This window comes from Corynebacterium sp. H113, assembly GCF_037572315.1.
Taxonomy (GTDB): Bacteria; Actinomycetota; Actinomycetes; order Mycobacteriales; family Mycobacteriaceae; genus Corynebacterium.
In genome coordinates, this window is record NZ_JBBHKZ010000002.1 from 1,069,096 (window position 1) to 1,081,902 (window position 12,807).

9 protein-coding genes and 1 tRNA gene are annotated in these 12,807 nt (G+C 56.6%); 5 read left to right on the plus strand and 5 right to left on the minus strand.

The features are described 5' to 3' along the window. Nucleotides 1-209: 209 nt before the first annotated feature. Genes WG938_RS06035 through meaB form a run of 3 tightly spaced genes read left to right on the plus strand, consistent with a single transcriptional unit; the run spans nt 210 to nt 5,472 of the window. Complete coding sequence (locus WG938_RS06035) at nt 210-2,108, plus strand: methylmalonyl-CoA mutase family protein (RefSeq protein ID WP_339978498.1); 1,899 nt, start codon at nt 210-212, stop codon at nt 2,106-2,108. 8 nt (nt 2,109-2,116) lie between these two features. Continuing rightward, the gene (gene scpA, locus WG938_RS06040) at nt 2,117-4,342 is read left to right on the plus strand and encodes a methylmalonyl-CoA mutase (RefSeq protein WP_339978500.1); all 2,226 of its coding nucleotides are present in this window, start codon (nt 2,117-2,119) and stop codon (nt 4,340-4,342) included. 29 nt (nt 4,343-4,371) lie between these two features. Then, complete coding sequence (gene meaB, locus WG938_RS06045) at nt 4,372-5,472, plus strand: methylmalonyl Co-A mutase-associated GTPase MeaB (RefSeq protein ID WP_339978502.1); 1,101 nt, start codon at nt 4,372-4,374, stop codon at nt 5,470-5,472. On the opposite strand, the gene WG938_RS06050 is transcribed toward meaB, so the two are convergent. Continuing rightward, complete coding sequence (locus tag WG938_RS06050; RefSeq protein WP_339978504.1) at nt 5,454-6,995, minus strand: SDR family NAD(P)-dependent oxidoreductase; 1,542 nt, start codon at nt 6,993-6,995, stop codon at nt 5,454-5,456. The two genes, meaB and WG938_RS06050, sit on opposite strands and share 19 nt — an antisense overlap. A gap of 91 nt (nt 6,996-7,086) precedes the next feature. Between WG938_RS06050 and cls the strand changes: the two genes are divergently transcribed. Beyond that, nucleotides 7,087-8,583, plus strand: a complete 1,497-nt coding sequence (gene cls, locus WG938_RS06055) for a cardiolipin synthase (RefSeq protein WP_445292885.1) — start codon at nt 7,087-7,089, stop codon at nt 8,581-8,583. A gap of 62 nt (nt 8,584-8,645) precedes the next feature. Here the strand turns inward: cls and WG938_RS06060 are convergent. Beyond that, nucleotides 8,646-8,731, minus strand: a tRNA-Leu gene (locus WG938_RS06060). Between the two features lie 204 nt (nt 8,732-8,935). Between WG938_RS06060 and WG938_RS06065 the strand changes: the two genes are divergently transcribed. Beyond that, entirely contained in the window at nt 8,936-9,481 is a 546-nt protein-coding gene (locus tag WG938_RS06065) for a YbhB/YbcL family Raf kinase inhibitor-like protein (protein ID WP_339978506.1), read from the plus strand. Between the two features lie 12 nt (nt 9,482-9,493). On the opposite strand, the gene WG938_RS06070 is transcribed toward WG938_RS06065, so the two are convergent. From WG938_RS06070 to WG938_RS06080, 3 genes are read right to left on the minus strand one after another with little or no spacing between them, the layout of a single operon-like run. Then, nucleotides 9,494-10,597, minus strand: a complete 1,104-nt coding sequence (locus WG938_RS06070; protein WP_339978508.1) for a quinone-dependent dihydroorotate dehydrogenase — start codon at nt 10,595-10,597, stop codon at nt 9,494-9,496. A gap of 25 nt (nt 10,598-10,622) precedes the next feature. Beyond that, nucleotides 10,623-11,756, minus strand: coding sequence for a YncE family protein (locus WG938_RS06075; protein ID WP_339978510.1), 1,134 nt, complete (start codon nt 11,754-11,756; stop codon nt 10,623-10,625). A gap of 57 nt (nt 11,757-11,813) precedes the next feature. After that, a complete protein-coding gene (locus WG938_RS06080) occupies nt 11,814-12,761 on the minus strand; it encodes an aldo/keto reductase (protein WP_339978512.1) in 948 nt (315 codons plus the stop codon). Nucleotides 12,762-12,807: the final 46 nt, after the last annotated feature.

The following is a 12,807-nucleotide window of genomic DNA, read 5'->3' on the forward strand; positions in this document are numbered from 1 at the left end:
GAAACTGAGGGTTAATTAGGATAGTTGCAGTGGCCAGTGTGCCCATTTGCCAGTTTCTATCGGTAAAGCAAGCACATACGGTCCAATTCATTGGAGGTCGCTGGCCTTTTGTGCCATTGCCACCACCGCGTTGTCGCACCTAATTGCGCGGAAGTGGTGAAGCATGACGGGATACAGCGCTAACGCAAAAGCAAGGGAGAAGGTCTGTCGTGACTGACCGTACGGCCCCCGAAGCCGCCGGGACTCCACTACCGCCGGACTTCGAAGGCAACCAGTCTTCTTGGTACGAAGCTGTAGCCAAGGTGTTTGCCCGTGTATCGAAGAAAGACATTGCAGATGTCCCAACGGATGTCTGGAAGAAGCTCATCAAAACCACGTACGACGGAGTAGATGTTCGTCCGCTGTACACGCGTGCCGACGATCTCGCTGAGGCACCAGCTCCAGCAGAGTTCCCATTCGTTCGTGGCGCACAGCTCCGCGAAACCGACCGTGCTGGTTGGGGAGTTATGGAAACGTTCGGCCGTGGCGATGCCACCGCTGCAAACGATTTCTCGGCGAAGAACATCAACGAAGCGCTGCTGTCTGCACTCGCAAATGGCACTACCGATGTTCGCATCGACTTCCGTGACAATTTGACCGCTGCTGATCTAGCCACTGTCTTCGACGGTGTGTACCCAGATCTCGCACCGCTCTACTTGGAAGCGGGGGCTGACCTACCTGAGGTCGCTGAAGCTCTCTACGAGTTCGTCGACAAGGCTGAGGTTTCAAACCCTGACAGCATCGACATCACCCTGTCCGCAGCTCCTTTGACCTGTACTTTCGCTGGCATTGACAGCGTTGACATGGACAAGGCAGTAGAGCTAGCTGTAGCAGCAGCCCGTCGCCCAGGTAACGTCCGCGCGTTCCTGGTTGATGCAGTAGTGTTCTCGAACCTGGGTGCAACCGATACTCAGGAGATTGGCTACGCACTGTCCGTCGGTGTGACGTACCTACGTGCTCTCGTTGATGCTGGTCTGACACCAGCTGAAGCCCTTGGCCAGATCGCATTCCGCTTCACGGCTACTGACGACCAGTTCAACACCATCGCAAAGATCCGCGCTGCACGTGCCCTGTGGGCTCGCGTCGCAGAGGTTCTGGGTGCACCTGAAGCTGGTGCAGCACCGATGCACATGGTTACTGCTCCAGTCATGTTCTCGCAGCGTGACCCATGGGTAAACATGCTTCGTTGCACCGTTGCATCCTTCGCAGCTGGTGTCGGCGGCGCAAGCTCGGTCGAAGTTCTTCCGTTCGACTACGCCGTTGTTGGTGGCCAGCCAGGCGTTACCCACACGTTCAAGACCCGTATTGCTCGCAACACCAACCTGCTGCTTCTCGAAGAGTCGCACCTGGGTTATGTTGCTGACCCAGCCGGCGGTTCGTACTACGTAGAAGAGCTCACCTCTGAGATGGGCAACCGCGCTTGGGAGATCTTCCAGGGCGTTGAGTCTGCAGACGGTTTCGTCAAGGCAGAGCCAACTATCCGCGAAGCTATCGACGAAGCATGGGAGCAGCGTCGCGCTGACATCGCCCACCGTCGCACCAAGGTCACCGCAATCAACGAGTTCCCTAACTTGCTCGAGGCTCCGTTGTCTCCAGCTGCTCGTCCAGCGGCTGAGCCAATTCGTCGTTGGGCTTCGGATTTCGAAGCACTGCGTAACCGCTCCGATGATTTCTTGGCAGCTAACGGCGAGCGCCCGAAGGTAGCACTGCTGCCACTGGGTCCGCTTGCTAAGCACAACATCCGTACTGGTTTCACCACCAACCTCATGGCTTCCGGTGGCATCGAGACCATCAACCCTGGTCAGGTTGTACCAGGCGAGGATGCTTTCGCGGAGGCAGCTCAGGCTGCTCCAATCGTTATTCTCTGTGGCGCTGACGGCGAGTACGCAGCATCTGGCTCTGCGGCAGTGGAGGCTGCTCGCGCTGCTGGTGCTAAGGAAGTACTCCTCGCTGGCCCAGAGAAGATTTTCGCAGAAGCCGAAGGCGATGCACGCCCTGACGGCTTCTTGACCATGAACATCGATGCCGTCGCGGAACTTTCGCGACTGCTGGACGCACTGGGAGCGTGAAGTAAAAGATGACCTCCATCCCAAATTTTGCGGATGTGCCACGTACCTCTGACGAAGCCGGAGCTACTGGTGTAGTCGCTCCTGGTTCTGCAGATGTCTCCAACGACTCGTGGACCATTCCTGAAGGTATTGACCTCAAGCGCGTGTACAACCGTGCTGATCGTGAAGCAGCTGCCGCTGAAGGACATCCAGTGGATTCCTTCCCAGGTATCGCTCCATTCATGCGTGGCCCATACCCAACCATGTACACGAACCAGCCTTGGACGATTCGTCAGTACGCTGGTTTCTCCACCGCGGCAGAGTCGAATGCGTTCTACCGTCGTAACCTCGCGGCTGGTCAGAAGGGCCTCTCGGTCGCTTTCGACTTGGCTACCCACCGTGGCTACGACTCTGACAACCCCCGTGTTACCGGTGACGTCGGCATGGCCGGCGTTGCTATTGACTCGATCTACGACATGCGCCAGCTGTTCGAGGGCATCGACCTCGGCGGCGTGTCTGTGTCCATGACCATGAACGGCGCCATTCTGCCAGTCATGGCTATGTACATCGTGGCTGCAGAAGAGCAGGGCGTTCCTACTGAGGAACTGCGCGGTACGGTCCAGAACGACATCCTCAAGGAGTTCATGGTCCGTAACACCTACATTTATCCACCAAAGCCATCGATGCGAATCATTTCGTCGATCTTCGAGTTCACCTCTATGAAGATGCCGAAGTTCAACTCGATTTCGATCTCCGGCTACCACATCCAGGAAGCTGGCGCGACGGCTGACCTCGAGCTTGCTTACACGCTTGCCGACGGTGTCGAGTACATCCGCGCTGGTATGGATGCGGGCTTGGACATCGATAAGTTTGCTCCTCGTTTGTCCTTCTTCTGGGGCATTTCGATGAACACCTTCACCGAGATCGCGAAGCTGCGCGCTGGTCGAATTCTCTGGGCTGAGTTGGTGAACAACTTCGATCCGAAGAACCCTAAGTCCCGTTCGCTGCGTACCCACTCGCAGACGTCGGGTTGGTCGCTGACCGCTCAGGACGTGTACAACAACGTTGCCCGTACCTGTGTTGAAGCAATGGCCGCTACCCAGGGTCACACCCAGTCGCTGCACACCAACGCTCTGGACGAAGCTCTGGCACTGCCAACTGACTTCTCGGCTCGTATTGCACGTAACACCCAGCTGCTCCTGCAGCAGGAGTCCAACACGGTTCGCCCTGTTGACCCATGGGCTGGTTCGTACTACATCGAGTGGCTGACTAACGAGCTCGTGAAGCGGGCTCGCGCTCACATCGAAGAAGTTGAAGAAGCCGGCGGCATGGCTCAGGCAACCATCGAGGGCATTCCTAAGCTGCGTATTGAAGAGGCTGCTGCTCGTACCCAGGCACGAATTGACTCCGGCCGTCAGGCACTTATCGGTGTTAATAAGTACCAGGTCGAGGAAGACTCCGAGATTGAGGTTCTCAAGGTTGAGAACACTCGCGTTCGCCAGGAACAGAACGAGAAGCTCGAGCGCTTGCGCGCTGAACGTAACGAAGAGGAAGTTCAGAAGGCTCTGGCCGCTCTGACTGATGCTTGCCGTAACCCTGGCGAGCCAGGCGACTTGGACAAGAACCTTCTGAAGCTGGCTGTCGACTGTGCTCGTGCAATGGCATCCATCGGCGAAATCTCCGACGCGATGGAAGAGGTCTTCGGCCGTCACCAGGCAGAGATTCGTACTCTGTCCGGCGTCTACAAGGAGGAAGTCGGCAAGGAGGGTGCTGTGTCTAACGTCTCCAAGGCAATGGCCATGGCTGACAAGTTCGCTGAAGAGGAAGGTCGTCGTCCGCGTATCTTCCTGGCGAAGATGGGCCAGGACGGTCACGACCGTGGTCAGAAGGTTATTGCTTCTGCCTACGCTGACCTGGGCATGGACGTCGACGTGGGACCTCTGTTCCAGACTCCAGAAGAGGCTGCGAAGTCTGCAGTCGATGCCGACGTTCACGTCGTCGGTGTTTCTTCGCTCGCTGCTGGTCACCTGACTCTGGTGCCTGCACTGCGCGAAGAGCTGGCCAAGCTGGGTCGCGAAGACATCATGATTGTTGTTGGTGGCGTTATTCCTCCAGGAGATTTCCAGGAGCTTTACGACGACGGCGCTGCAGCAATTTACCCACCGGGTACCGTCATCGCCGACGCTGCTATCGACATGTTGGAGAAGCTGGGCGCTGACCTCGGCATCGACGTTTCTGTCGATGAAGAGTCCTAAGTCCGTCAGTCTTTGAAGGCGAGAGTGTAATGACCGAGTATCTCGAAGAAAATCTAGGAACACTAGTTACCACTGGTGGCACCGTCATTGACGGAACGACGGCAGTAGCACCTGAAAAGGTGATGCGCGCTCGTCGTCGCATCGATATCGATGATCTCTTTGACGGCGTCCGTTCGGGTAACCGCACGAAGTTGGCGCAAGCGATCACGCTGTTAGAGTCCACAGCGCCTGCCCACAAAGTGTTGGCTCAAGAGTTACTGGTGAAGCTCATTCCGTTTTCCGGAAATGCTTTGCGAGTGGGTCTCACGGGTGTTCCTGGAGTCGGTAAGTCAACGACTATCGAGACTCTCGGCATGCACTTGATTGAGAAGGGTCATCGCGTTGCCGTAGTCGCGATTGACCCATCCTCAACCAAGTCGGGTGGCTCAATCCTGGGTGACAAAACGCGGATGGCGAAGCTATCCGCGCAGGATGATGCCTTCATTCGACCGTCGCCAAGCGCGGGCACCCTTGGCGGTGTTGCCAAGGCAACGCGTGAGGCAATGGTCGTATTGGAAGCGGCTGGTTACGATGTCGTGATCGTCGAAACCGTTGGCGTTGGTCAATCAGAAGTCGCAGTAGCCCAAATGGTTGATTGTTTTGCATTCCTGGCGCTGGCGGGAGCTGGCGACCAGTTGCAGGGCATCAAGAAAGGTGTGCTGGAAATGGCAGATGTCATTTCCATCAACAAGGCAGATGGTGCGAATCTGCGTCCAGCCAAGCGGGCTGCACGCGATTTGGCTACCGCTATGCGAATGGTGCGCCCAAAGGATGCCGTGTGGACTCCACCAGTGCTGACAATGTCAGCCTTGGAAGGCGACGGCATCGAGAAGTTCTGGGAAGCGATCGAAGAGCATCGCGATGCGATGGTCGAAGCTGGAATGTTTGATACCCATCGAGCGAGCCAGCAGATCGGTTGGATGTGGTCGATGGTTCACGAAACGCTGTTACAGCGCCTGAATACCAATGAAGGCGTGACAGAAGTTCGTGCGCTTGTAGAGGATCAAATCCGTCACGGACAAATCACTCCGACACTCGGAGCAGAGCGCATCATGAAGGCGTTTGACACGTCCTACCACGAACTCGGCTGATAGTCCTTCAAGAAAACGCCCGCGTATAGCGTTCCTCGTTCACCAGCAACGATGGGATGGTAGACGCGGGCTGCTCCATCTATAAGGTCCAATGGCGCGTGGAAGCCTTCCTGGGCGAGTCGTTGTTTTGTCACGTGTGGACGTTCATCGGTGATCCAACCGGTGTCGACCGCCGTCGCAAAGATTCCGTGCTCTTTGAGCTCACCTGCCGATGTCCGCGTCAACATATTGAGAGCGGCCTTAGCCATATTCGTGTGCGGATGGCCTGGCCCCTTATAACCGCGACCAAACACGCCTTCCATAGCCGAAACGTTGACAATGTACTTGTTAGCGAAGGTGGATGCTTCCATCGCTGGTCGGAGCCGGTTCACCAGGATGAATGGCGCAACTGAGTTGCACAACTGCACTTCGAGCAGTTCCACGGGATCGACATTGCCGACGGTTGCCACCCAAGAATTATGAGCGACTAGATCGGGAATAAGTCCGCCAGCATCAACTGCGGTGCCCTGAGCAACTCTCTCTAAGGAGGCAGAACCGCCGGTGAGTGCAGCAGCAACGAGCGCATCGGCAGCATTCGCTGCCTTTTCATCATTATTGACGCTAGCCACGAGCTGATTCGGATGTAGCTGCATCGTCGCTCCGAGGCTAATCCACTGCGCACCAGTACCGTCGCTCATTGCTTCCTCCAGTTCTGGAGCCAGGGGAGCAGACTCAGCGTCAACCAGACCTGAATATGCGCCAGCTGATCGCTTCACGGTCTGTGCCGCATTGTTGATCAGAATGTCTAGCGGCCCATCTGCGGCAACGGTGTCCGCAAGACGGATGACTTGGGCGGGGTCGCGCAGATCCACGCCGATAACTTTGAGACGGTGCAGCCACTCCGGCGAATCGTCGTGGGCTGCGAACCTGCGCACAGCGTCTTTAGGGAAACGAGTGGTGATGGTCAGATGTGCGCCGTCGCGAAGCAAACGCAGGGCAATGTGCATTCCAATCTTCGCCCGTCCACCGGTGAGGAGAGCGCGACGGCCCCGCAAATCACACCGTGCATCGCGCCACATGTTGTTTTCATTGACGCAATCAGGGCATAGCTGATGGTGGAACTTGTCGATGAGCGTGAAAGGCCGCTTGCAGATGTAGCAATTCTGCGACCTGACTAGACGGCCTGCATGCTTCGCGGGGTCGAATTCCTGGCCACCATCGGCGGGCAGGTCACGTGACTGCAAGTTCGGCGTTCCGTACTCGTTACCGTGACCAGAATCGATGGCAGCTTTCGCACGAGTGATATCGAGTCCCATGGTTTCGTCATCGATGCGGGCAGGGGAGCCGGTTGCTGTAGCCGAAATGACGGCACGATCGGCTTCGATACGGGCGCGTCGTGCTTCTTTACGTCGGGATCGCTTTACCTCCTTGAACAGCCGTCCAACAGCCCGTTGGAGGGTTATTGAATCGGGGTCGTCGACAGGTAGCTGCCCGCCTTGCTCAAGGACTTTAAGGCAGATAGCAAGTTCAGTGGGATCAAGCATGCTCACGAGATTAAGAGTAGTGGTTCCCCTGGTAATCCCTGAAAATGGTCAATGCTTACGGGAAGTACTGAAAACAGTAGACTCAATACTCATGGAAGAAATGGTGCGCACAGTACTCGATGCTGCTGCGTCTTTTGGTTGGGGGCAGATCGCTCTGCTGATAGCCAACTACACCATTATTTTTATTTCTCTGGGCTGGGTACCAGAGAACCGAAAACCGTCCACGTCAACCGCGTGGTTGCTGGTCATTCTGCTTTTCCCGTTTGTCGGCTTTCCATTGTTTCTTTTGTTTGGTTCAGCTCAAATCACTGGACGACGGCACCGTATTCAGGCACAGGCTAACAAGCTCATCGTGGAACGTACGAAGCATTTGCCGGATGCGCCTGCGCACATTGATCCAAGCAGTGAAGTGATCTCAACTGTCAGACTTGCCCGAAAGCTCACGGGCATTCCTGCAGTGTCGGCAGTGAGTCATGGCATCTACACGGATTTCGACGAATCGCTGAATCGCATGATCGACGTCATCGATGCTGCACAGCGGACTGTTCACGTGCAGATGTACATCTTCGCCCTCGATGACCGCACAGAACCTTTTGTCGCCGCGATCGAGCGCGCACACTGGCGGGGAGTCACGGTGAAAGTGTTGGTGGATCCGATTGGGTCCTGGAAGTACCCCGGCTATTACCGGTTGAAGAAGCGCTTTAAGAAGTCCGGGGTTCCGTGGCACCCCATGTTGCCAGTCTCTATCGTGCAATTATCCTGGCGCCGTTTTGACCTGCGCAATCACCGCAAAATCGTCACAGTGGACGGCGAGATTGCCTTCATGGGGTCGATGAATGCCATCGAGCCTCCATATCAGCGCCGCAAGAACCATACGATCGGTCGCGAGTGGATAGATACCTGGATCGAGCTCACCGGGGAAGTCGTCTTCGCGCTTGACGCCGTATTCGCTGTCGACTGGTCCAGTGAAGTTCATACCGCACCTGAACCTCAGCAGCTGCCTCGGGTTCCAGCAGAACTGGCTGCGACTGAGCAGGACAACGTGGTGCAGGTGTTACCTTCTGGTCCTGGCTATACGACCGAACCAAACCTCCGAGTATTCAACGACCTCATTTACTCGGCGCGCGAGCGTCTTCTCGTGGTGAGTCCGTATTTCATTCCCGACGAGTCCATGTTGATGGCCTTGACGTCGGCTTCGTATGCCGGTGTTGATGTGCAACTGTATGTCAACGAAAAAGCCGACCAGTTCATGGTGGGGCATGCGCAGCAATCGTACTATCACGAGCTGTTGAACGCCGGTGTACAGATTTATCGCTATCCAGCGCCTACTGTGTTGCATTCCAAGTTCATGGTTGTGGATTCGGATGCGGCGGTGTTTGGCTCGTCCAACTTGGACATGCGCTCGTTCGGCCTGAACTACGAGATCACGTTGTTGACCATGAAGGGACCTATCGTCGACGAGCTCATCACAATCGCTGAGGAGTATCACGATGCTTCCACACAGCTGACCAAAGAACAGTGGAACAAACGGCCCTGGACTCAGCGCTACCTCGATAGTGTGTTCCGCCTGACCTCGGATCTGCAGTAGTTTCTGCAGTAATTCCCGCAATACAAAAACCGAGCCGCTAAGCGACTCGGTTTCTCTCTTTGTGTCCGGAGGGGGACTTGAACCCCCACGCCCGTTAATAGGGCACTAGCACCTCAAGCTAGCGCGTCTGCCATTCCGCCACCCGGACAGGTGACAAGCACGGAACTCTATCGAGCCCCTTCGTGCTGACCTCGGATAATGTACCCCAGATTTCGATAAGAACACAAATCTGCAGGTCACAGCACAATATGTCGAAGTAAATACCATCGTTGACATTCACCGTGACACGTGACTGAATCTGATTCCGGCGAAACTCCTAGCGGAGCCACCCGAGACTGGGCACACTGGAAGCATGACTACTGCACAGACACCAACCAATTTTCCCGGACCAGATCCGTACGCTCCATTGAAGGACCTTCCTTCGTTCGAGCTGTCCTCGCCAGACATCGTCGACGGACAACCACTCGACGACAAGTTCCGTGCGCCAGAGAGCGTTTCCCCTGAACTCAATTGGGCAGGCCTGCCTGAGGGCACCAAGTCCATTGCAATTACGTGCTACGACCCGGATGCTCCAACAGCTGCAGGCTTCTGGCACTGGGCCGTATTCAACATCCCTGCTGATGCCCAGGGAATCGCACAGGGCGCAGGCACCGAAGGCAGCACCGACCTCCCAGAGGGCGCTATTCAGCTCGTGGGCGACTCCGGCGTTCGTGGCCATTACGGAGCTAATCCACCGGCACAACATGCCCCTCACCGCTACATGTACGCGGTGCATGCGGTGGACGTCGAAAAGCTCGATGTTCCAGAGGACGCAACACCGACGGTGCTTGGGTTTAACCTGTACTTCCACTCGATTGCGCGTGCAATCATCACTCCGTGGTGGGAGAACAAGGGCTAGGTGAACTATCAGCTAGCTAGCGCGCCACTCCAGGTTCGTGCCCACGGCATCAGCAATCGACTGCAAACCGTGAGCGCGAACCTGCTGCGCCAAACCAAGGTGAATGTCGCGGATCCAATCCGGGCCACCATAAATAAGCGGCGTGTAGCCCTGCAGCAGGGTAGCGCCAGCTGTAATACGCTCCCACGCTTGTTCCGCGGTCTCAATGCCACCAACACTGATGATCACGAGCTTGTCACCGGCATGCCCGCGCAACAGCTTCAATACTTCCAGCGAACGCTTTGCGACGGGAGCGCCCGACACTCCACCGGGTCCCATAGCTTCGACTTCGACCTGAGGAGTGGAAAGCCCCTCACGCGAGATCGTCGTATTGGTGGCAACGATGCCAGCCAAGCCCAGCTCAAGGGCGAGGTCTGCGACGGCGATGACATCCTCATCCGCCAAATCTGGGGCAATTTTCACCAGAACTGGTGTCTCCGTCTCTTCCTGCACGGCAGCAAGAATTGGGCGAAGTGAATCCACTGCCTGCAATTCTCGTAGCCCTGGTGTATTCGGAGACGACACATTCACGACAACGTAATCCGCCAACTCACCCAAAGTACGCGCGGATTTGCGGTAATCTTCGACAGCATGTTCTAGCTCAACGACTTTGGTTTTGCCGATGTTGATGCCAATGACATCCTCACTCCGGCGAGCTTTCAAATTCTTCGCAACAGCTTCACACCCAGGATTGTTGAAGCCCATCCGATTCAAGATCGCGCGATCCGCTTTCAACCGGAACAAGCGTGGGGCTGGGTTACCAGGCTGGGGCTCACCCGTGACGGTTCCTAATTCGGCATAACCAAAGCCGATCGGTGCCCAACAATCCGATGCCGTAGCCGCCTTATCGAAACCAGCTGCCAAGCCCATTGGGCGAGGAAAGTCGACTCCAAAAACGGTCTGCCTCAATACCGAATCATCGACGATGAGCAGTCGCCCCACCGCACGCTGCAGCTTTGGCGACTTCTGCAACTGTGCAAGTGCATCGTTCATCAGAACATGGATTCGTTCTGGATCAAGCTTGAACATTGCCTTCAACGCCAGGCTATATGCCGCTGCGCGTGCTGGGTGGACCATAGCTGTGCTCCTTGGGTAAAGGTATTTAGTTCTTTTCTCCGGTAGGCAATCGATGCTCTGGCTTACGGAGCTCCTTGAGCTTCGCATCCGCGTCAGCGTCAGACTTTTGCTTATCGATCTCATCGTCGATGGCAGCCTTGTCTAACACATGTGCACCTGCCCCAGAAGCAGAGTAGGCCACAATAGAGCCGTCGGAAAGCGCAACGAGCCCCTGAGGATCTGCGACAGTCGGAATCTTCGCGACCTTTACCGCGGTACCCGAGGAAATATCCCACGCGGTGAGTACACCATCGACGGTGGAGGAGACCCAAACGAGATCGCGTTCTTCATCGATTGCGACGCCCCACGGGCCATCCGGCACCGGAGAAGCTTGGTGCAGACGGACGACATCAGTTGCGGTGTAAATCAGCAGTTGGTTTCCCTTGGTGTCGACAGCTGCGACAGTGCCGTCGTCGGCAGCAACGGCAGGACCCACGCCGATGCCGGCGCGCAATCCATTGCCAGAGCGAGAATCGCTGAGCACGATCTCGTGAATCGACGTCTCAGGTCGGTTGATCTCCAGCAGCATGACCTTGTCGTCGTTCGCGCCTTCGCCAGCCTTAGCCTTTGGTACCTCGATCAGCTGAGAACCATGACGCGACGCTGCGAAGTCCTCCGACAACTCACCATTGGCTCCGTAAACATCAATGCGGTCGGAGTCCGCGCGGTGCCCAAGAATGCGACCATCCTTCAGTCCCACAGCGGACGAATATGCAGTGCCACGACCAATAACAGCCGTATCCGTACTATCCGCGGCAATCACATGGATGCCATCGCCACATGGAAGCACCGCCACATCATGCGCGGGCGCTAACTCACCACAGGAGGAATCCACCTTCGAACTGCTCTTATTCGGCTTATCGACGGTGCCCGACAGCACCTCGCCGCCCGCACGCAGCAACACGTTGTCAGCTACGACAACCGCACCCGTGACATCGTTGGGAAGTGCCACAACTTCACCAGGGAGATCGTTTTCCTGCTCCTTTACTGCGGGAATAGGAGTTGCGTTTCCCATACCTTCGGAAACGTCTCCCTCCGCTTCGGAAGCACCGCCACATGCAGCGAGGGGGAGAGCCAACGCGAGGCTACTGGCCAAGAGATGTCGTTTGATACTGCTCACAACTCACGACGCTACCACTGACCACGGCTGGAGCTAGCCATCGAGTGACGCAGTGCCTTAGAGGGAAACATCGTCAAGCGCATCGCAGATAGCGCGAGGCAATGCAACATCCTCCGCCTTTAACAGTTCCCGCAGTTGAGCCGGGGTGCGCGCACCCATCAACACAGATGTCACCCCCGGACGATCGCGGGTCCACGCGAGCGCAGCTGCAAACGGGGTAACACCAAGGCCTTCCGCCGCCGTGCACAATGCCCCAACAACCGTTACGCCGTGAGTATCCAGGTAGTCCTGAACCTCGGCATCGGCGTGCTCGGATGCACCTCGGGAGTTCTCAGGGATGCTCGTCCGGTACTTGCCGGTCAATACACCCTGAGCGAGGGGAGCACCTGCAATGAAACCGAGCCCTAAATGCTCACACGCAGGCAGAATCTCCTGTTCTGGTCGTCGCTGCAGCAAGCTGTACTCATGCTGCGCCATCACTGGACGAATCCTGTCTGACGACGCATGGGTTACTGCAACCTGCCATCCGTTGTAGCCACGAACACCGACATAGCGAACTCGCCCGGACCGAACCGCATATTCCAACGTGTCAGTGACTTCTTCAGGTGGGGTTGAGGCATCCCAGTAGCCGGGAGACCACACATCAATGTGGTCGACGTTCAACCTCGATAGCGTGCGGTCCAAATCCTGAATGAGTGCCCGGCGCGAACAATCGACTCGACGTCCAACGGGTTGAGTTGCATCGACACCCGATGCCGCTGAGATGATGACATCTTCACGCAAGCCACGACGTCGCAGGATCGCGCCGAGCATTTCAGGTACTGCGTTACTGAGGGGGTTGGCGCCATGCACGGGGGTTGCGTCGACGAGAGTGCCTCCTGCATCGACGAATTCGTTGAGAATTGCGGTGGCTTCGTCTTTTGACGTGCCCGCGCCCCAGGTAGCGGTACCAATACCCAATGCAGAAACGCGCAATCCACTTGCGCCGAGAAGTCGTCTACGCACAGTGCCACTGTAATAGGTGGAGCGTCAGGTACGGGCACAGCAAGGA